General features: G+C 40.5%; 19 protein-coding genes. 7 read left to right on the forward strand and 12 right to left on the reverse strand.

Annotated features, from left to right (window positions below; genetic code table 11):
• Positions 1 to 62 precede the first annotated feature (62 nt).
• A complete protein-coding gene (locus HHA42_RS02845) occupies positions 63 to 1280 on the forward strand; it encodes an alkane 1-monooxygenase (protein ID WP_168460680.1) in 1218 nt (405 codons plus the stop codon).
• Between the two features lie 142 nt (positions 1281 to 1422).
• Here HHA42_RS02845 and HHA42_RS02850 read toward each other — a convergent pair whose 3' ends face one another.
• From HHA42_RS02850 to HHA42_RS02865, 4 genes are all read right to left on the reverse strand, one after another.
• Positions 1423 to 2622 (reverse strand): acyl-CoA dehydrogenase family protein, encoded by a 1200-nt coding sequence (locus HHA42_RS02850; protein ID WP_168460681.1) that lies wholly within the window; start codon positions 2620 to 2622, stop codon positions 1423 to 1425.
• Between the two features lie 48 nt (positions 2623 to 2670).
• The gene (locus tag HHA42_RS02855; RefSeq protein WP_168460683.1) at positions 2671 to 3978 is read right to left on the reverse strand and encodes an acyl-CoA dehydrogenase family protein; all 1308 of its coding nucleotides are present in this window, start codon (positions 3976 to 3978) and stop codon (positions 2671 to 2673) included.
• 282 nt (positions 3979 to 4260) lie between these two features.
• The gene (locus HHA42_RS02860) at positions 4261 to 5634 is read right to left on the reverse strand and encodes an AarF/ABC1/UbiB kinase family protein (protein ID WP_168417379.1); all 1374 of its coding nucleotides are present in this window, start codon (positions 5632 to 5634) and stop codon (positions 4261 to 4263) included.
• Positions 5635 to 5799: 165 nt separating this feature from the next.
• Positions 5800 to 6105, reverse strand: coding sequence for a hypothetical protein (locus tag HHA42_RS02865; protein WP_168460684.1), 306 nt, complete (start codon positions 6103 to 6105; stop codon positions 5800 to 5802).
• Positions 6106 to 6332: 227 nt separating this feature from the next.
• Here HHA42_RS02865 and HHA42_RS02870 point away from each other — a divergent pair, with 227 nt between their 5' ends.
• From HHA42_RS02870 to aroC, 3 genes are all read left to right on the forward strand, one after another.
• Positions 6333 to 6713 (forward strand): lysozyme inhibitor LprI family protein, encoded by a 381-nt coding sequence (locus HHA42_RS02870; RefSeq protein ID WP_168417377.1) that lies wholly within the window; start codon positions 6333 to 6335, stop codon positions 6711 to 6713.
• Positions 6714 to 6820: 107 nt separating this feature from the next.
• Positions 6821 to 7831 carry a 50S ribosomal protein L3 N(5)-glutamine methyltransferase gene (gene prmB / locus HHA42_RS02875; RefSeq protein WP_168525405.1) on the forward strand — a complete coding sequence of 337 codons (1011 nt, stop codon included), beginning with the start codon at positions 6821 to 6823 and terminating at the stop codon, positions 7829 to 7831.
• A gap of 13 nt (positions 7832 to 7844) precedes the next feature.
• Positions 7845 to 8939: a chorismate synthase gene (gene aroC / locus HHA42_RS02880; protein WP_168525406.1), complete on the forward strand. Its 1095-nt coding sequence runs from the start codon at positions 7845 to 7847 to the stop codon at positions 8937 to 8939.
• A 138-nt stretch (positions 8940 to 9077) separates the two neighbouring features.
• Here the strand turns inward: aroC and HHA42_RS02885 are convergent, their stop codons facing one another.
• From HHA42_RS02885 to HHA42_RS02920, 8 genes are all read right to left on the reverse strand, one after another.
• On the reverse strand, positions 9078 to 9380 hold the full coding sequence (locus HHA42_RS02885; protein ID WP_019837288.1) for a cyd operon YbgE family protein: 303 nt from the start codon (positions 9378 to 9380) through the stop codon (positions 9078 to 9080).
• A 4-nt stretch (positions 9381 to 9384) separates the two neighbouring features.
• Positions 9385 to 9486, reverse strand: a complete 102-nt coding sequence (gene cydX, locus HHA42_RS02890; protein ID WP_004860610.1) for a cytochrome bd-I oxidase subunit CydX — start codon at positions 9484 to 9486, stop codon at positions 9385 to 9387.
• 24 nt (positions 9487 to 9510) lie between these two features.
• Positions 9511 to 10656, reverse strand: coding sequence for a cytochrome d ubiquinol oxidase subunit II (cydB, locus tag HHA42_RS02895; RefSeq protein WP_168525407.1), 1146 nt, complete (start codon positions 10654 to 10656; stop codon positions 9511 to 9513).
• A 2-nt stretch (positions 10657 to 10658) separates the two neighbouring features.
• The gene (locus HHA42_RS02900; protein WP_168460687.1) at positions 10659 to 12239 is read right to left on the reverse strand and encodes a cytochrome ubiquinol oxidase subunit I; all 1581 of its coding nucleotides are present in this window, start codon (positions 12237 to 12239) and stop codon (positions 10659 to 10661) included.
• Positions 12239 to 12430, reverse strand: a complete 192-nt coding sequence (gene cydP, locus HHA42_RS02905; RefSeq protein ID WP_019837291.1) for a cytochrome oxidase putative small subunit CydP — start codon at positions 12428 to 12430, stop codon at positions 12239 to 12241. Before cydP ends, HHA42_RS02900 begins: the two co-directional genes overlap by 1 nt.
• Positions 12431 to 12988: 558 nt before the next feature.
• A complete protein-coding gene (locus HHA42_RS02910) occupies positions 12989 to 13597 on the reverse strand; it encodes an OB-fold-containig protein (RefSeq protein WP_168460688.1) in 609 nt (202 codons plus the stop codon).
• Between the two features lie 137 nt (positions 13598 to 13734).
• On the reverse strand, positions 13735 to 14043 hold the full coding sequence (locus HHA42_RS02915) for a Rieske 2Fe-2S domain-containing protein (RefSeq protein ID WP_168417500.1): 309 nt from the start codon (positions 14041 to 14043) through the stop codon (positions 13735 to 13737).
• Positions 14044 to 14054: 11 nt separating this feature from the next.
• Positions 14055 to 15062, reverse strand: a complete 1008-nt coding sequence (locus tag HHA42_RS02920; protein ID WP_168525408.1) for an adenosine kinase — start codon at positions 15060 to 15062, stop codon at positions 14055 to 14057.
• A gap of 139 nt (positions 15063 to 15201) precedes the next feature.
• Here HHA42_RS02920 and HHA42_RS02925 point away from each other — a divergent pair, with 139 nt between their 5' ends.
• From HHA42_RS02925 to HHA42_RS02935, 3 genes are all read left to right on the forward strand, one after another.
• A complete protein-coding gene (locus HHA42_RS02925; RefSeq protein WP_131260878.1) occupies positions 15202 to 15651 on the forward strand; it encodes a GNAT family N-acetyltransferase in 450 nt (149 codons plus the stop codon).
• 149 nt (positions 15652 to 15800) lie between these two features.
• A complete protein-coding gene (locus HHA42_RS02930; RefSeq protein ID WP_168525409.1) occupies positions 15801 to 18740 on the forward strand; it encodes an insulinase family protein in 2940 nt (979 codons plus the stop codon).
• Between the two features lie 46 nt (positions 18741 to 18786).
• Complete coding sequence (locus HHA42_RS02935; protein ID WP_168525410.1) at positions 18787 to 19935, forward strand: phospholipase A; 1149 nt, start codon at positions 18787 to 18789, stop codon at positions 19933 to 19935.
• Positions 19936 to 19950: the final 15 nt, after the last annotated feature.

Genomic DNA, 19950 nt, shown 5'->3' on the forward strand with positions numbered 1-19950 from the left:
TGTTCATTCTTGTATTGATATTCAACTATATAGACAGATGAGCGTAGAAGGAAGCTAAGAAAATGAACGCACCACTTCATTTAATGGAAAAAATGGAACAGGATGTTCCTTATAAGAGCGTTACTCAACTCGATAAGAAGCGTTATTTGTGGTTGATCAGCCCATTTTTACCTGTGTTGGGTATGGGAATTTTAGCGGGATACCAATTTGCACCTAAGCCTGCCAAAAAAGTATTTGCGTTGGGTGGGCCATTATTATTACATGTCATTATTCCAACCATTGATACCTTAATAGGTCAAGATGCGAATAATCCAAGCAATGAAGATGTAAAGCGACTTGAACAAGACCCGTATTATTCACGTTTGGTGAAAAGTTTTATTCCGTTGCAATATGCCACCAATATCTATGCTGCTTATTTGGTTGGACGCCCACAAACTTCATTACTTGATAAAGTTTTATTGGGTATTTCTATGGGCATGGTGAACGGTATTGCTGTAAATACCGCACATGAACTCAGTCATAAATCTTCAAAAATAGATCATTTGCTGTCACATTTGGCCTTAGCACCAACAGGCTATAATCATTTTCGGGTAGAACATCCTTACGGTCATCATAAACGTGCAGCAACGCCTGAAGACCCTGCATCTTCACGTATGGGTGAAACATTTTATGAGTTTTGGCCACGTACAGTGAAAGGCTCGTTTCAATCTGCCATTCAAATTGAAATCCAGCGTTTAAAGCGTAAGGGCAAACAATTTTGGTCTAAAGAGAATGAGTTGTTACAAGGCTGGGGGATAAGTGCTGCTTTTCATAGTGTATTGCTGGCACGTTTTGGTACAGGAATTTTACCGTATTTAGCCACTCAGGCTTTTTATGGCATCAGTCTATTTGAGCTGATTAATTATATTGAACATTATGGCTTGCTCAGACAAAAAGATGCGCAGGGTAAATATGAACGAACCATGCCCGAACACAGCTGGAACAATAACAATATTGTGACTAATTTATTTTTATATCAATTACAACGTCATTCTGACCATCATGCGTATCCGACCCGGCCATTTCAGGCACTGCGCCATTTTGATGAAGCGCCTGAATTACCAAGTGGATATGCCAGCATGTTGCTGCCTGCACTGATTCCACCACTGTGGTTTAAAATTATGGATCAGCGAGTGTTTGAGCATTATCAGGGCGACTTAAACAAAGCCAATATTCAACCTAAGCGTCGTGCACGTATTTTTAAGAAATTTGCGGTAATTGATCGTTGGTTAAGCCGTTAAACTTTCTGCTTTAATAGCAAAAATTACATCAATAATATGTTGAGATAAGAAAACGTGATAGGGTAAAAGACAGAAATTTACCAAGATGTTTGAATAAATTCTGTCTTTTATTGCATAAAGTTATATGTCTGAATGGGTAAAATTATTTCAATTCGCTTGAGCTTTTTCCTAATTCACGTCGGGCAATAATCAGTTGCTGAATCTGTTGCGTGCCTTCAAAAATATCTAAAATTTTGGAGTCACGTGCCCATTTTTCCAATAATTCATCTTCGTTATAGCCTACCGCAGCCGCCAATTCGACACATCTTAAAGTAATGTCATTACAAATTCGGCCTGCTTTGGCTTTGGCAATGGAGGCTTCACGTGAATTAGGCTGTTTATTGTCTGCCATCCATGCGGCTTTGAGCATCAGTAAACGTGCAGCTTCCCATTCTGCTTCCATTTTATAAATTTGTGCAGCGATATGTGAGCACTGTAAATATGGGGTGGCATAGTGTTCATCTAGGTGGTCTTTGAAAATTTTTTGAATACGCTCCAATGCGGCTTTGGCACAACCCACAGCCATGGCTGCAACCAAAGGGCGGGTATTGTCAAAAGTTTCCATTACCCCTGCAAAACCTTTCGCAACATCAATTTCTGCATTACCCAAAAGATTGCTAGCAGGCACGCGACAATCTTCAAAGCGAATACTGGCGGTGTCTGACGCTTTGATCCCTAATTTATGCTCCAAACGTTCTACCGTCATGCCTGGTGTGCCTTTAGGTACCACAAATGATTTAATCGCAGCACGTCCAAGTTGTTTATCTAAAGTTGCCCAAACCACTACTGCATCTGCACGATCGCCAGAGGTTACAAATATTTTTTCACCATTTAAAATATATGCATCGCCATCTTTGCGGGCTGTGGTTCGTATGGCCGCAGAGTCTGAGCCACAGTTGGGTTCAGTAATGGCCATAGCAGCCCAAACCCCATGAAAGCGTTGCAATTGTTCTTCATTGGCAACCGCTGCAATGGCGGAGTTACCTAAACCTTGGCGTGGCATACTGAGTAATAAACCTGTATCGCCATAACACATTTCTACAATACTGAGGGCTGTAGACATATTTACGCCATTTTTATTGCCTGTAGATGTATCGCCACGTTTATTGACTGCAGCACCTGCATTCATGCCATCTCCCGCTTGGTTCATGCCATCGACTAAGGCAGCGAGCATATCCAGTTCTTTTGGGTAAGCATGTTCAGCTTTATCGTATTTTCTAGAAATAGGGCGCAAGACATTGAGTGCAACTTCATGTGCCTGATCAATCAGCATTTTAAATTTTTTCGGGTTTTGTAAATTCATGCCTGTATTCCTTATATTTTTTGGCTTTATTTTTGATTGAATTCAGCATTAAGCATGTAAACCAGAATGCATAATTGCCGTTGCACGTAAATCACGATACCAGCGTTCTACAGGGTGTTCTTTGGTAAAGCCATGACCACCTAAAATTTGTACGCCATTGGTGGCAATTTGCATGGATTTTTCTGCACATAGCAGTCGGGCTAAATACGCTGCACGATGAAAATTTTGTCCTGATTCTGCAAGACTTGCGGCATTCAGCAACAACATGCGCATAGCTTCAATTTCAATGGCCATGTCGGCAATCATAAATGCCACACTTTGACGATGTGAAATTGGCTCGCCAAATGCAGTGCGTTCATTGGCATAGCCAATGCAATAACTTTTAACTGCTTCACAGCAACCTAAGGCCATGGCGCACCACATGAGATTGCCTAAATCTAAAAAGGCGCTATAGTCAAAATCATCTGTACCTAAGCGTTCTGCAGGGGTTTGATTAAAACTCAAAGTGACTGTTTCAGAGGCTTTTAGCCCCATAGCAGGTGATTCTTTCAGTTTTATGCTTGCATCACGCTGAACGATAAAGACTTCGGGCTTGTTATCAAGCTCGGCACTAACTAAAAATAAATCGGCAGTTTTGGCTAAAATCACCAGCGTTTTTTCACCTGTGATTAGGTACTGTCCATTTTGTAAGGTTGCTTTGGTTTTTAATTGATACGGATTAAAAGCAGCAGTATTTTCCTGCACTGCAAATGTAGCTTGTATTGTCAGCCCGCTAGACTCTGCTTCAGCAAAGGCTGTTAAATAAAGATTTTGAACCGCTTCTGAACCCCAACGGGTGATGGCATTGATTACACTAAAAGTCGAAAGCAGTCCTGCAGTTAAACTAAAATCGCCTCGCGCCAATTGTTCTGCAATTAAAAGATGACTGACAATATTTTGCTCAGTTGCCACTCCGCCTAAGGCTTCGGGTAGGGCGTAGCTATTTAAGCCTAAATCTGTGCTGTATTGCCAAAGTTGTTGTGGGAATTGCGCATGAAGGTCTGCTTCATAAGCCAAAGGATAGATCACCTCTGTTGCAAATTGCTGCATCGCATCGACCAGCATTTGTTGTTCTTCATTCAGTGATAAATCAAATAAATCTTTCGACTGCTGCTTCAACCGTTGCTGTGGCACGCTTTGGGTACGTTTAAATGTTTTTTGAGTGCTTTCCAGTGTTTTAAATCCTGCTTTTGCAGAATGATAAAGTGACTTTTCGACCCATTTGCGCAATTTGAGTTGATCCAGTCGGTCACTCGATGCCATTTTTGTGAGTAGTGCTAAGCCGAATCCTTGGGCTTTATTGATCATTTGACTCATGATTATGCTGTCCTGCATAGAAAGTGCTTTTTTATGCTGACATGCAGCGTATAAAAAAACTATGTCATTGCTGACATGCAGAATTGTCAAAGATAAACGGTAAAAACTAAACAGCAAGTGGCATTAATTAAATGATATTGCACAATTATTTTTCTTTTTGAAAAATATTAATTTCAAAAAAATTGACCTAAATGACAATTAAGCGAAATGCCAGTCTGCCGTTTAGGTCATTTAATCCAGTTAGATGATTCAAGTTGTGATGAATGCAGAAAATTTTTTCACTTAAATAAACTTTTGAATCATCTTGCGTACATTGGTTTTTGCATCAATCACAGTCATAAATGTATAGGCACCAATGAATTTACGGCTAATAAACATAAATTCTTTAGGCGGTACACTAAAGTAACGTGAAGCCATAGACTTAGATGCCTGTTGCATGACTCGGCTATGTAACTGACTTTTTTTCCAGTCATAGCGAGAGTGTTCATCCATTACGCCAGCAGGTAAGTCACGGTTATTGTCTAGGTGACTAAAGGCTTCTGTGGCCAGTAAAAATACTTTGGCCATATCGGGTTTAATACTTTCAGGAATACTGTCAAAAAACTCGTAACCTGTCATAGCATTCACCATCATTTGTGGGTCATGGTAATAACCTGCTTTAATCAGATTACGTGCCACAGTCAGCAAGTGCTGGTCAAATTGACGGATAGCACCGAAGTCCAATAGTACAATTTTATCGTGAATATCTTCACCATTACCCAAACGCACCAAGTAGTTGCCAAAGTTCGGGTCGGTTTGCATTTCGCCCCATTCAAACACTTCACGCACCGCAATTTCTAAAGAAGCTTCGCCCAATAGATTACGGCGTTCTTGTGGCAGGGAAAGCATCACAGGGCTGTTAATTGGCACACCACGTTCAAAAGTCATGCACAGCACTTGATCACTGCAATACTCATCTACAATTTGCGGCACGATATAACGTGGATCATCTTTTAAACGTGCTGCAAAGCGACGAGTGGTGTCTGCTTCAATTTGATAATTCACCTCACGGTGCATCATCTCACGCACTTCATCAAACCACTGATCAAATTCGCGGGTTTGAGGAACCATGCGGGTTAATTTGAGCATGTTTTTGAATAGACTCATGTCTGAGTCTATTGCATCTGCAACGCCTGGGTATTGAATTTTTAGCACCAATTCTAAACCATCAGACTTGCGTGTAGCACGGTGTACTTGCGCTAAAGAGGCTGTGCCTAAGGGTTCGTGATCAATAGTCAGATCATCTAGTTTTGCACCCAATTGTGCTTGTAATTGCTGTTTAATTGCAGGCCATGCCAAAGCAACAGTTTGGTTATTCAGTGTGTTGAGTGCTTGTGTGATTTCTTCAGGTAAAAAGTGTTCGCCATACAGCGCCATCATTTGGCCAATCTTCACGATTGAACCTTTTAATTTTCCAATTTCCGCCACCAAATAGTCGGCTTGCTCTTTCATGGCTTTTTTGCGTTTACGTTCTTTTTCTTCTTCGCTAGAAAACATGGAAGTGGCATTGGAAGCTGCCCAGCGTGTTCCCGCCAGTAAGGATGCTTTTGCGATGGATAAGCGTCGATCCATAGAGGAAGTCTTGAGTTGTTTAAGCTTATCGTTCTGATCTGACATTAAAATCAATCCTTAAATCAGCAATTCGCAGGAAAATTAGATTGTAACGGATATTACCGTGTCTTAACGTATTAAAAAAGTTCAACTTGCTGAACGTCGAGTTTCCTATCAAAAAAAAACCTATAAAACGCATGGAAAATAGAATAAAGCATCGAAATGAATTTTTTACATGCGATATTGTACTTTGGTTTCAGCTTTTTTCATTAACAGGGTTTTATTGTCCTGAATGAATTTGAGAATCATGGTTTTGACCGATTCATGTAAAAAACCGTGTGCATAACCTTTTACAATAATCACGCTAGGCAGGCAAAAAAACAGATATTTGGCATCATCCATAGACGCATTTTCAAAAATGCCGTTTTCAATCAGGATTTGCTGAAAAAATTGTTTTTCAATCAATACCGCATCTGAATGGTTGTCATTCCAGTAGCTTTGGCGCATGGCCATTAAATTATTGTGTTTGTAGCTCATAAGGCTGAACGATTCATCTATAAAATGAGTAATTCAATTATTGGGATGACGTCACATTTTTCAATGATTTTTCTGTATATATCATTGACTGGGCAATAAAAGCTGGGCGTTGACTATAGGATTTTGAGCCTGAATCTTGTAGCATCAATACAGCAATTTACGTTTCGCAAAATTATAAAATATTGAAGAATCACCGCGCATGCATCAAAAGGCGCTCAGGGGAAAACATGAAAGTTTGGGCAGTTACATTAATGGGGATGCTGGCTTTAGGTACAAGCCAAGTCTGGGCCAATGGTTTTTCACAGGCCTATATACAATGTATGAATAATACTTATGGGAGCATTGATAAATCACAAAAATGTATTCACAAAGAGCAGAAAGCTCAAGTTAAACGATTGAAAAAACATTATAAAGCCTACGTGAAGCGTAGCGCAGGCAATGCTCAAAATATTCAACAACAGCATCAACTTTGGGAAAATCGTGTGAAACAGCGTTGCCATTTATCGGGCAAAACCAATTTTGCAGAAATGCAACGTCGCCAATGTGTATTGGCACAGACAGTAGAACGTGCGGATTATTATCAAGGTCAATTTGTAGGCATTAAATAGCCAAGTTGCAGCTTAAAATAATTGTCTGAAATGCGCTTAAACATTATAAAACCGAGTAAAACAGGGTATTATAAAGCGTTTTAAAATTAGACCTTGGAGCGCCTTAAGTGGATCGACCGACAATTAGCCCTGAACATTTGCAGGAAGCTGCTGAAAACCTAAGCACTATTCGTGATTTTATCCGTTTTGGGGTTACAGCATTACGTCAATACGATGCACATTTAGGTCAAGGTACAGAAGATTATTTTGCAGAAAGCTCTGCATTGGTATTGCAAACCATGTCTTTAGACTGGAATGCAGACCCAGAAATTTTAGATGCCAAACTTTTACCAAGCGAAGTGGCTGAGTTTTTAAGTCTGCTTGAACGCCGTATTAACGAAAAAGTACCAACTTCATATTTGTTGAATTTGGCTTATTTCTTTAATAAACCATTTTATGTAGATGAGCGTGTTTTGATTCCACGTTCACCTATTGCAGAACTAATTGAAAATCGTTTTGCGCCATATTGTCTAGATGAAAATGGTCAAATGCGTGAAGCAGATAATAATTTACCTGCTAATTCTGCACCAAAAACACCACAACGTATTTTAGATATGTGTACGGGTTCAGGGTGTATTGCGATTGCATTGGCTTATGCATTTCCAGACTCAGAAGTGGATGCAACCGATATTTCTAAAGAAGCCTTGGAAGTTGCTCAAATCAATACTGAGCATCACAACAAGCAGTATCAGATTGCTTTATTGGAATCGGACTTATTTGCCAAAATTCCAGCAGAAAATCAGTACGATTTAATCGTATCTAACCCACCGTATGTTGATGCCGAAGATATGGCAGATTTACCTGAAGAATTTCACCATGAACCTGAGTTGGCATTGGCAGCAGGGCAAGATGGCTTAGATTTAGTGCGCAAAATGCTGGCGCAGGCTGCAGATTACCTAACTGAAGATGGTTTGATTGTGATTGAAGTGGGCAATTCTGAATGGGCAATGAAGCAAAACTTCAATACGGTCGATTTACATTGGCTTAAATTCCAAAAAGGTGGATCAGGTATTTTTGCACTGACTGCAGCACAATGTCGTCAGTGCCGCGATTTATTTATTCAATCTGTTCAAGCATAAGGAGTCGTTGGACATGGCAGGCAATAGTATTGGACAACTCTTCCGTGTAACGACTTGTGGCGAATCTCATGGCGTAGGGCTTATGGCCATTGTAGATGGCGTGCCACCAGGCATTGAACTGTCTGCTGAAGATTTGCAAAAAGATTTAGACCGCCGTAAACCAGGTACATCTAAATTTGCGACACAACGTAAAGAACCCGATGAAGTAGAAATTATTTCAGGCGTGTTTGAAGGTAAAACCACGGGAACGTCGATTGGTTTATTAATTCGTAATACTGACCAGAAATCTAAAGATTATGGCAACATTGCGCAAACGTTCCGCCCTGGACATGCAGACTATACCTATACCCAAAAGTACGGTTTCCGTGATTATCGCGGTGGTGGACGCTCTAGTGCGCGTGAAACAGCTATGCGCGTTGCTGCGGGAGCAATTGCTAAAAAATATCTATTTGAAAAATTTGGCATTGTGATTCGTGGTCATGTAACGCAAATTGGTACAGAAAAAGCTGAAAAACTGGATTGGAATGAAGTAGTCAATAATCCATTCTTCTGTGGTGATGTAGATGCTGTGCCACGTTTTGAAGCTTTAGTAACATCTTTGCGTGAGCAAGGCACAAGCTGCGGTGCGAAGCTTGAAATTGTGGCAGAAAAAGTACCTGTGGGTTGGGGTGAACCGGTTTTTGACCGTTTAGATGCCGATATTGCACATGCCATGATGTCAATCAATGCTGTGAAAGGTGTAGAAATTGGTGATGGTTTTGCCGTGGCAGAACAGTTTGGTCATGAAACCCGTGATGAACTCACGACGGATGGTTTTTTGGCAAACCATGCAGGTGGTATTTTGGGCGGGATTTCAAGCGGGCAGGATATCCGTGTTGCAATAGCCTTAAAACCAACGGCGAGTATTACCACACCAGGTAAAACTATTAACCTAAACCGTGAAGACACAGATGTATTGACCAAAGGTCGCCATGACCCTTGCGTGGGCGTGCGAGCAACGCCAATTGCAGAAGCAATGCTTGCGATTGTGTTAATGGATCATTTTATGCGTCATCGTGCACAAAATGCCGATGTGGTTGCACCGTTTGCACCTATTGAACCAAAATAACTGTTTGGTCTAAGATTTTATTTTGAGTTTTAAAAAAGCTAAACCAAATGGTTTAGCTTTTTTTATGCTGAAACATAGCAGACATTCAATAAATAAAAAGAGCGCATTTTGCGCTCTTTTTAAAGGATGTTCACTTAATTAACTAAAGAACCAAGTGTAATAACCCCAAATCATCAATGGCCATGCCACAAACGGGCTAAAGAGCCATTTCCAAAACCAGAAGCGTGGAATGAAACCAACGCCATGAACAAAGCCACCAGAAATACCAATCATAATAAACATCATGGCGCGGTGGCTGTATTCACCGTTGGCATCCAGCATTGCTGCTGGATGTAGAAGCAGTACAGCTGCGAGCGGGAATGCCAATAAACATGAAATAACCATCGCAATTTTGTTAGGTTTTTGAACTGTTGTTTCAGCGTTCACTGCAGTGTCTGTCATCTATTTATTCCTCGTCAAGGTCTTGATGAGATTCAATATACAGGGCACTCAAGACACCTGCAAAGCATGCCATCAGAATACCGAGAATCCATGCAAAGTACCACATAATTTATTCTCCTTAGACACAGCCTTAGTAAAGGCTGTGTGAATTCTCTTTAATGTGCTTGTTGGTGATAACGCCCCACATTTTGTAGTAACACCAAGTGGTGTACAACAAAATAATTGGTACGAAGATACATGCTGCTACAGTCATAACAGTTAGCGTATTTTGACTAGATACCGCATCCCACATAGTCAAGCTTGCAACAGGGTTGAGGCTTGAAGGCATTAAGAATGGGAACAATGCAAAACCAGCAGTTAAAATTGCACCGATTACCGCTAAAGATGAACCAGTAAAACTCAAACCTGCCTTGCCTTTACCAGCTGCAAGAATAATCAAGATACCGCCCAAGATGCCCATTACTGGCGCAATCATGGTGATTGGGTAAGTTGAGTAGTTATTCATCCAACCAGGGTTACCATTGGTAAGCACTTCTTTAGCCAATGGATTCGCAACGCCATTTGTGTCGTATGGAGTAACAAGGGTATAACCTTCGATACCACCGAAGTATAACCATGCACCTGCACCTAAGAAACACACAAGGAACACAATGCCCATGATTTGTGTTGCTTTAGCAGAGCGTGCACGTAAGTCACCATCTGTACGAAGCATTAACCAAGCACCACCATGCGCACAAAGCATAGACAAGCTCACTAAACCACATACCAGAGCGAATGGGTTTAATAACGCAAAGAAGCTACCTGTATATGTTGAACGTACAGTTTCATCAAGGGTAAATGGCACACCGAGGAACATGTTACCAAAAGCTACACCGAATACTAATGCAGGAACTGCACCACCTACAGCTAGAGCCCAGTCCCAAGATGTACGCCACTTGGTGTTTTCAAGTTTTGAACGGTAGTCAAAACCGACTGGACGCAAGAACAGGGCAAATAGGACTAAGAGTAGTGCCCAGTACATGCCTGAGAATGCAGTTGCATATACCATAGGCCATGCTGCAAATAACGCACCACCAGCAGTAATGAACCAAACTTGGTTACCATCCCAGTGCGGTGCAATCGTGTTGATTGCAGCGCGGCGTTCTTCGTCATTTTTACCTACAAATGGCATGATTGCCATTGAGCCCATGTCGAAGCCATCGGTAAGGGCAAAGCCAATTAGTAGTACACCAACTAGCACCCACCAAATGATTTTGAGTAATTCATATTCGATCATGCTTAAGCCTCCTCATTGGCTTTTTTCGCAGCTTCAAGTTTCTCGAAGTGGTATTTACCAGTATGAAGCGAGCTTGGGCCTAGACGTGAGAATTTGATCATCAAGTACATTTCAATAATCAGCAATACGGTGTAGAACGCAGCCAATGCAATGATTGAGCCCCATACGTCACCTGTGCTGAGTGAAGATGCAGAAAGGTGAGTAGGAAGTACTTCACCAATTGTCCATGGTTGACGGCCAACTTCTGCAACATACCAACCTGTTTGCGCAGCAATCCAAGGTAATGGTAAAGCAAGTAAAGCAAATTTTAATAACCATGGTTTGCTTTCAGCATTGCGTTTCGCAACAGCAAAAGTTGCAAGAGCGAATAACAATAGCATTAAGAAACCAGAAGCAACCATTGCACGGAATGCCCAGAACAAGCTTGGTACGTGTGGAATAGTGTCCGCAGCAGCCATTTTAATTTGTTCGTCTGTTGCATCTACAACGTTTGGTGTATATTTTTTCAACAATAAACCGTAACCCAAGTCTTTTTGAGTTTGGTCAAATGCAGCCTTCAGTTCAGGAGATTGATCGCCCGCACGTAATTGCTCAAGTTGTTGATAAGCAACCATACCGTTACGGATACGCAACTCATGGTTTGCGATCAGGTCTTTAATACCAGTCACTTCTTCAGTCACAGAACGCGTTGCAATAATACCCATAACATAAGGAATTTTGACTGCGTAATCTGTGGTTTGCGTTTCTTCATTTGGAATACCAAATAAAGTGAACGCTGCTGGCGCAGGGTGAGTATCCCATTCTGCTTCGATTGCAGCGAGTTTGGTTTTTTGAACATCACCTAATTCGTAACCTGATTCATCACCAAGAAGAATTACAGAAAGAGTAGATGCTAAACCGAAAATTGCTGCGATAGCGAATGAACGACGCGCAAATGGTAAGTCTTGTTTTTTCAATAAGTAATAGCTTGAAATAGCCAAGACGAAAATTGCACCCGTTACATAACCTGCTGAAACAGTGTGTACGAATTTAACCTGTGCAACAGGGTTGAAAATCAATGCCCCGAAGTCTACAAGTTCCATACGCATGGTTTCGTAGTTAAAGGTTGAACCGACAGGGTTTTGCATCCAGCCGTTTGCAACCAGAATCCAGAGTGCAGACATGTTAGAGCCAAGCGCGACTAACCAGGTGACACATAAGTGCTGTACTTTGGAGAGGCGATCCCATCCGAAGAAGAACAAACCAATAAAGGTTGATTCTAAGAAGAAGGCCATTAAACCTTCAATTGCGAGTGGTGCACCAAAGATATCACCCACGTAGTGTGAGTAATATGCCCAGTTCGTACCGAACTGGAATTCCATGGTTAAACCAGTCGTAACCCCTAAAGCGAAGTTAATACCGAAGAGTTTTCCCCAGAATTTAGTCATATCTTTATAAATTTCTTTACCAGAAATCACATACGTGGTTTCCATAATGGCAAGAATAAAAGCTAGACCTAAAGTCAGTGGAACAAAAATAAAGTGATACATCGCGGTCATTGCGAATTGGAACCGCGAGAGATCGACCACGCTTTCAGAAATCATCAACGTGTCTCCTTGATTGAGGAAGGACTGCTGGCTATACGCTCAGCAACTTGTGAATCAAAATTTTGAGGGATCGTTGGGGCATCAAACCAAATGTTTTTGATAACCATTAGCAACACGACCTTAATAATTAAAATGGCCGTGAGCTCACGAACAACTTTTCTATTTAAATCTTTAGGTACTAAGCTCACTTTTTATAAGCCTATTTTTCAAACTGTGTTTTATATTATTAAACAAAAACATACAAAAAAAAATAGCCAGCACAATTAAAATAAAAATATATTGTTAATTCTTTTGAAAACAATGGTTTATTTTTGTGTTTTGGTCGATTTTAATTACTAACTTTGATTAATTCATACTTTACTGAAACACTTGTAATTAATAATTCAAAATCAGACTAAAATACTTATGTTTATTTCTTTATAAAACAAACCAAATTAGTATGAATAAAAATAAAACAAAATTAAGCATTTATGTAAGGCTATTTTTTGGCGGTAATTATATTGATGGTCTTGTTAAAATTTGATGAATTTTTTCTTTCAGTTTTGCGACTCAGTAGGAGAATGAATACTTGTTGATATGGCGTTCTTACATGCTTATATGCCAAGTAGATTGGACTGATTGGGTAGAAATAACATGAAATAGCGATGTTATTTTAAGTAGTACAGAATTTAAAATTGTCAGTGTTATGCATGATAAATAGTTCAAGATCACTCAGTTGTTAGAGCTGAAGCCTATAACTGTGTGGCTTATTGATGTGTAAATAAATTATTTGAATCTGAAATTTTTTTGGCAAGATAATGTGACTTTTTTTTACGAATTAAAATAATTTGTGCCTGAAATTCAAGCTCACCAAATTCAGGTTCAACCTGTACATAGTGTAGTTGTCCAAATTCATCACGAACGCGTGCTTGTGCGGAAAAACCAGGTCGGGCATTGCCACTAGAAATTGTGGCCAAGCGACCGAGTAAATCGACTTGTCTTACGCTGTATTTGGGTTTAATCACCTGATCCAGGCAGTGAATCATAAATACGGTAAAAAATATTGCAATGATCAGGGCAGGAATAATGATGTAATAAGCGGGCACAAAATTTTGTTGTTGCGAATAAATTAAAAACTGTAAGAAATAGCCTGCAACGCTAAAATTCATCAGTAAGAATACAAAAATCAATACTTTGGAGAATTTAACATCTAAAAGGGGCGATGTTGTAATACGCTGTGAAAAAGCACGTTTTAGCAATTGGCTTGGGCGATAATTGAAATAATAACCAATGGTTTCCACAGTACTGAGAATCAGCAACACCACTAAACTCAGGTGAAAAGGCATTAAGTTCAGATCGTATAGAAACTCAAGCATGCGCTAAACTCTTATCGTGATTTTTCATTGTGATTATTATCAATTTGATGGCAGATCATCTATCTATACTTTATCAAAAAGTCTTGCAATAAATGATCTGCACATTTTGGTAGATTGGCTATAGCTAAAAGGTTGCCTTAATCTACCAAATAAATTCCACCATCTGAATGTACACTAATCTCTACTTTTTCCAGTGATTGCCCTAAACAAGGCCCTGAAATACATTCACCCGTTTCAACCACAAATAGAGCGCCATGTGTAGAACACTCAATGTATTCCTGATCACGATCTAAAAACTGGTTTTCTAAAAATTCCAGTTCTACCTGTAAGTGCGGGCAGACATTTTGGTAAGCATAATACATACCATCACGTTGGGTAATAAAAATCGTGTCGCCATTCGGTGTTTCGTAAGCACGTGCTTCGCGTTCTGGAATTTCTTCCATCATACAAATTTTATTCATTCTGCAGATTCCTTCTGAATGCTGTGCAAGAGTTTAGCGTAATCTGCAACTTCAAGACGAGGGCCAAATTGAGATACGACTTCACTTGAAATAAGAATGGCGAGTTTGGCAGCAGTTTGGAAATCTAAACCTGCATTTAAGGCATATAAGAATGAACCTGCAAACGCATCGCCCGCACCGTTAGCATCTACTGCATCTACTTTGCGGCCTGGTACTGTAAAAGTGGTTGTACCATCATAAATTAAGGCACCTTGTGCGCTCAATGTAATGACAATGTACTTGCTTTTTTGTTTTAACTGTTCTAACGCAGCTTCAGCTGTTTCTGTACCTGTGTACATCATCGCTTCTTGTTGGTTGCAGAAGAGCAAGTCTATGCCATCATCAACTAACTCATCTAAACCTGCACGGGCATATTGCACCATGGCAGGGTCAGATAAAGTCAGTGCAATTTTTACCTTATTGGCTTGAGCAATTTCGCGCGCTTGTTTTACTGCGGCACGTGCGGTGTCGCTAGTCGATAGATAACCTTCAATATAAAGCCATTTTGCAGTCTTGAGCTGTTCAAAATCAATTTGTGCAGCAGAAAGTTCTGCAGTAATACCTAAATAGGTGTGCATGGTACGTTCAGAATCCTCACTGACCAAAACCATACAAGTACCTGTAACACCCTCACTGACTGATTTTGTTGTAGTGTGAATACCTGCTTCATTAAGACCTTTGAGGTAAATATCACCCAATTCATCATTTCCAACGCGACATGCATAGAATGCTTGTCCGCCCAAAGCACTGAATGCTACTGTTGTATTTGCTGCAGAACCGCCCGAAGCTTGGCCTTTATGTCTTTGCGTTTTAATTAAGTTGTTGTATAAATTTGCTTGTGTTTCACCATCGGTTAATTGCATAGTACCTTTTTGCAAGCTATGTTGAATGAGGAAGTCATCCGAGACTTGAAATTCTTGGTCAATTAATGCATTACCAATTGCAAAAAGGTCAACAGTTGCCATGTCTTTAAATCACAGTCAAAATTAAAAACGCTAAGTTTACACCAATGCTCAGGATTGCTGTAGTTTCATGAATAAAATTCAGTTGAATGAATGATATTGATGGAAAATAGGGGTTTAGCAGAGTTATCAGGAAGGTTAGATGAACATCGAAATTAAAGAAGCACAGGAATTACCAGCGCAAATACAGACTTTGGCAAAACATGCTGCTCAGGAAGGCTTTGATTTTGTCCATCGTTTAATTGAAGAATGGGAAAGTGGTAAAAACCGCTTTGATCAGCCTGGTGAATTCTTACTGTTTGTTTATGATGGCGAACAATTGGTTGCTTGCGGTGGCTTAAACCAACAGTGGAATGAGCAAGATATTGAAAGTCGCATCGGGCGGGTTCGTCGTTTCTATGTTTTACCAAATTACCGTAAACATGGTGTGGGTAAGCAGTTATTGCAACATTTAGAGAAAAAAGCACGTGCCAATTTCTCTGCGCTGTGCCTGAATACAGATACTAAGTCTGCAGCACATTTCTATCAAAAACAAAATTATGTGTATGTTGAGAATCATCCAAACTATAGTTATTTTAAATACCTGATTTAGTTTTTTGCAGTAGCAAAACCCGACTTGTGCTGCACTTTGTTGATACTTTGCAAATTTCAATCAATTTAGTCGGGTTTTCAACGTGAATTATAGGGAGAACTAAAGCTATAATGGCTTTAGTTTTTTTATTTGCTTATTTAGGAGATCACATGACTGTAGATGTCACTGAAACCATTTCCCAGACTGTACATCCTGCGTTTCAGTTGGTACGTCAACACCATGTTGAAGCCTTAGACATTTTAGTGTCTGAATATAAACATAAAGTTACAGGTGCGGTGCATTATCACTTGGCGACAGATCATGATGAAAATGTATTTCTAGTTGCATTTCGCACCCAGCCAATGGATTCCAAAGGCGAGGCGCATATTTTAGAGCATACTGCGCTATGTGGTTCAGAAAAATTTCCTGTACGTGACCCGTTCTTTTTAATGATTCGTCGTTCATTAAACACCTTTATGAACGCATTTACCGCTGCAGACTGGACGGCGTATCCATTTGCGACACAAAACAAAAAAGATTTTCAAAACTTACTTTCGGTATATATGGATGCAGCTTTTGCAGCCAATTTAAATCCTTTGGATTTTGCACAAGAAGGTATTCGCATTGAGCTAGAAAATGGTGAGCCTGTTTATAAAGGCGTGGTTTTTAATGAAATGAAGGGGGCAATGAGCTCGCCATCCGATCAGTTGTATCATCAATTGGCTTATCATTTATTCCCTGAGACCACCTATCACTACAACTCAGGCGGCGACCCGAAAGACATTCCAGATTTAAGTTATCAGGAGTTAGTCGATTTTTATAAGTCGCATTATCATCCAAGTAATGCGGTATTTATGACGTTTGGTAATACGCCTGCATACGATTTACAGGAACAGTTTGAACAATTGGCCTTGGCGAAATTTGAGCAGGGGCAAACGCTGTATTCTAAGCCAGAACGTCGCCTTGCTGCGCCTGTTGCAGTTACAGAAACTTATGCTGTTGATGCAGAAGAGCTGAAGGATAAAACTTACCATGTCTTAGCGTGGTTATTGCCTGAAGCCAGTGATATTAAATTGCGTTTGGGGATGCGTTTAGTTGAAGGTGTTTTGCTTGAAAACTCTGCTGCACCATTACGCCATTATTTAGAAACTTGGGCGCATGCACAATCGACAGGCCCGTTGATGGGTGTGGATGACTCCAATTTTGAAATGACATTCTTCTGTGGTGTGCAAGGTTCAAACCCTGAACATGCAGCCGAATTTCAGGCAGGTGTATTAAAGGTTTTACAAGACGTTGCTGCAAAACCTGTAGATACCGCTTTAGTCGATGCAATTTTACATCAGATTGAATTGCATCAGCGTGAAATTAATGGTGATGGTATGCCTTATGGTTTGAGCTTGATTTTAAATGGCTTGAGCAGTGCCATTCACCACAATGACCCAATTCAAGTTTGGGATGTGGATTCTGCAATTGAACAGGTTAAAGAAGAACTGAAAGACCCAATGTGGTTGTCGCAATTAATTCAAACCCATTTAATTGATAACCCGCATCGGGTACAAATGACGTTGGTGCCTGATGCAGAAAAATCGGCCAAAGATGCTGCACTTGAAAAAGCACGTTTGGCAGAGATTGCTGCACAATTGACTGAAGAGCAGAAAGCCGAAATTGTAGCGCAAACAGAAGCTTTAAGAGTCCGTCAAGACACCCCAGATGATTTAAACTTGTTGCCAAAAGTTGGTTTGGAAGATGTGCCAGCTGCTTTGCATATTGTACAAGGCGAACTACGTGAAATTATCAGTAACCGCATTGATTATCCGTTAAATTTATATCATGCAGGTACCAATGGTATTTACTATCAACAAGTGTTGATACAAATTCCAGATGAAATTGTACAGTCGCCATACTTTAACTTGTTATCTATTTTAATGGGCGAAGTCGGAGCGGGAGAATACAATTATTTAGAATTGCAGCAACTCCAAACCGCAGTTAGTGGTGGTTTGGGCATGGGCGCATCGTTACGTTCTAAAGTGGATGACAAAAATCAGATTAGCGCATGGCTTACTTTAACCACTAAGTCTTTAGTGAATAATTTAGAAGCGATTCGTTTGCTGAAACTTGCATTTGAACAATTACGCTTTGATGAAAAAGACCGCATTATTGAGCTGTTACAACAACGTAAAACCCGTTGGCAGTCACGTTTGTCGGGTTCAGGGCATAGTTATGCTATGCAAATTGCGGGACGTCAGCATAGTGCTTTAGCGCAGCGTGATTACAACAATACAGGTTTAGGTGCATTAAACTGGTTGGCAGATTTGGTCGGAAAAATTGAAAAAGATGAAGCCGAATATGCCAAATTAATTGCTGAATTGCAGTTGATTCACAATAAATTGTTGCAAGCACCAAAACAGTTCTTATTGGTATGTGAAGAGCATCAATCAGATCGTTTGGTTGAAGAAATCCAAGAAGTTTGGGATAAACTCACTGTTGCTGAAAACACAGCCGCATTAACCCAAGTAGATGTTGATCAATCTACACAAGATCAGGCATGGTTGATTCAGGCCAATGTGCAATTCTGTGCTGCGGCATATCCTGCTGTAGAAGTTTCACACCCTGATGCTGCACCATTAATGGTATTGGCTGCATACTTGCGTAATGGCTTCTTGCATAGTGCAATTCGTGAGAAAGGCGGTGCTTACGGTGGTGGTGCAAGTTATGATGGCAATGCTTGCTCATTCCGTTTCTATAGTTATCGTGACCCACGTTTAGCTGAAACGTTTGCAGACTTTGAAGCGAGTATTGATTGGTTATTAAATGCAGAGCAATTGCCGCATCAACTTGAAGAAGCGATTTTAGGCTTAATTGCCAGTATGGATAAGCCAGGTTCGCCTGCGGGTGAAGCGATTACTGCATGTTATGCCTTATTACACGCACGCACACCTGCCTTCCGTACTGTATTACGTGAGCGTTTGCTGGCTGTGACTGTAGACGACTTAAAACGTGTAGCAGAGCAGTATTTACGTCAGCAGCTGGTTTCTAAAGCTGTGGTTGCGCCTGTAGCAAAACGCGAAGCGTTAATAGCACTTGGTTTTGAAATCAAACAAGTGAACTAAAGCTTTAAATGAAATCAAAATAAAAACTAAACCATTGGGGTGACCTATGAGCGCGTTCAAAACCTTTGAACGTACAACACTAATGCTGAGTGTAAGTACACTCAGCACAGTGTTTGTGGCAAACAGTTATGCACAAGACCTAGCAACACTGATTGCACCTGCAACACCTGAAGCGTGTGTGGCTCTAGAAGCGAATGCTGCTCGCCTGGCTTGTTATGATGCTTTATTTAAAATTCCTGAAGCAGAAAAAACAGCGTTGATCAGCGAACGTCAAGCTGCTCAGGCACTTGCGCCTGAACCCGAAACGGTGACAGAAAAAATTGCAGTAAGCGTAAGCAATTTATTTTCTTTTGATGCACCTAAACTGGATCCAAATGTTTCTTTGTTGGATAAGCGTTGGGAACTTTCGGCAGACAGTAAATTGGGTACATGGAATTTACGTGCTTATCAACCTATGTATTTAATGCCCGGCTTTTGGACCAGTGATAAAAACGAACGTCCACAAAGTTTAAATGAGCAATACACAGTGCAATTGGGGAAGGAGCAGAATCTCACTTCAATGGAAAGTAAATTTCAGCTCTCTTTAAAAACCAAAGCGGTTGAGAACTTGCTGGGAAATAATGGTGATGTCTGGTTAGGATATACCCAGTCTTCTCGTTGGCAAGTTTACAATGGTGATGAGTCACGTCCATTTCGTGAAACTAATTATGAGCCAGAAGCCAGTTTAATGTTCCGTACCAATTATCAGCTTTTTGGTTTACATGGGCGTTTGATGGGGCTAACGCTGAATCACCAGTCCAATGGTCGTTCAGACCCTTTGTCACGTAGCTGGAATCGAGTAATTTTCAATCTTGGTTTTGAAAAAGACAATTTTGCTTTGATGTTGCGTCCTTGGTATCGCATTGAAGAAGACCGCGCTGATGACAACAACCCAGATATTAAAAACTATATCGGGCGTGGTGACATGTTGGCATTTTATCGTTGGAAAGAGCATGACTTTTCTTTGATGTTACGTCATAGCCTAAAAGGTGGTGATGACTCACACGGTGCGGCACAGTTTGATTGGGTTTTCCCGATTAGTGGTAAGTTACGTGGTCATTTCCAATTGTTCGATGGTTATGGAGAAAGCTTGATTGACTATAATCACCGTGCAACCTATGTGGGTTTAGGTGTTTCATTAATGAATTGGTTTTAATGACCTAGCATTGAT

The sequence above is a fragment of the Acinetobacter sp. A3 genome, assembly GCF_012371415.1.
Classification (GTDB): Bacteria; Pseudomonadota; Gammaproteobacteria; order Pseudomonadales; family Moraxellaceae; genus Acinetobacter.

What these genes read in the sequence shown, in the direction of transcription:
- HHA42_RS02925 (WP_131260878.1), top strand. Translation starts at nt 15,202, where the DNA reads ATGAACATCGAAATTAAAGAAGCACAGGAATTACCAGCGCAAATACAG.
- HHA42_RS02900 (WP_168460687.1), bottom strand. Translation starts at nt 12,239, where the DNA reads ATGATTTCTGAAAGCGTGGTCGATCTCTCGCGGTTCCAATTCGCAATG.
- aroC (WP_168525406.1), top strand. Translation starts at nt 7,845, where the DNA reads ATGGCAGGCAATAGTATTGGACAACTCTTCCGTGTAACGACTTGTGGC.
- HHA42_RS02870 (WP_168417377.1), top strand. Translation starts at nt 6,333, where the DNA reads ATGAAAGTTTGGGCAGTTACATTAATGGGGATGCTGGCTTTAGGTACA.
- HHA42_RS02920 (WP_168525408.1), bottom strand. Translation starts at nt 15,062, where the DNA reads ATGGCAACTGTTGACCTTTTTGCAATTGGTAATGCATTAATTGACCAA.
- HHA42_RS02915 (WP_168417500.1), bottom strand. Translation starts at nt 14,043, where the DNA reads ATGATGGAAGAAATTCCAGAACGCGAAGCACGTGCTTACGAAACACCG.
- HHA42_RS02865 (WP_168460684.1), bottom strand. Translation starts at nt 6,105, where the DNA reads ATGAGCTACAAACACAATAATTTAATGGCCATGCGCCAAAGCTACTGG.
- HHA42_RS02910 (WP_168460688.1), bottom strand. Translation starts at nt 13,597, where the DNA reads ATGCTTGAGTTTCTATACGATCTGAACTTAATGCCTTTTCACCTGAGT.
- HHA42_RS02855 (WP_168460683.1), bottom strand. Translation starts at nt 3,978, where the DNA reads ATGAGTCAAATGATCAATAAAGCCCAAGGATTCGGCTTAGCACTACTC.
- cydX (WP_004860610.1), bottom strand. Translation starts at nt 9,486, where the DNA reads ATGTGGTACTTTGCATGGATTCTCGGTATTCTGATGGCATGCTTTGCA.
- cydB (WP_168525407.1), bottom strand. Translation starts at nt 10,656, where the DNA reads ATGATCGAATATGAATTACTCAAAATCATTTGGTGGGTGCTAGTTGGT.
- HHA42_RS02935 (WP_168525410.1), top strand. Translation starts at nt 18,787, where the DNA reads ATGAGCGCGTTCAAAACCTTTGAACGTACAACACTAATGCTGAGTGTA.
- HHA42_RS02860 (WP_168417379.1), bottom strand. Translation starts at nt 5,634, where the DNA reads ATGTCAGATCAGAACGATAAGCTTAAACAACTCAAGACTTCCTCTATG.
- HHA42_RS02850 (WP_168460681.1), bottom strand. Translation starts at nt 2,622, where the DNA reads ATGAATTTACAAAACCCGAAAAAATTTAAAATGCTGATTGATCAGGCA.
- HHA42_RS02885 (WP_019837288.1), bottom strand. Translation starts at nt 9,380, where the DNA reads ATGACAGACACTGCAGTGAACGCTGAAACAACAGTTCAAAAACCTAAC.
- HHA42_RS02930 (WP_168525409.1), top strand. Translation starts at nt 15,801, where the DNA reads ATGACTGTAGATGTCACTGAAACCATTTCCCAGACTGTACATCCTGCG.
- HHA42_RS02845 (WP_168460680.1), top strand. Translation starts at nt 63, where the DNA reads ATGAACGCACCACTTCATTTAATGGAAAAAATGGAACAGGATGTTCCT.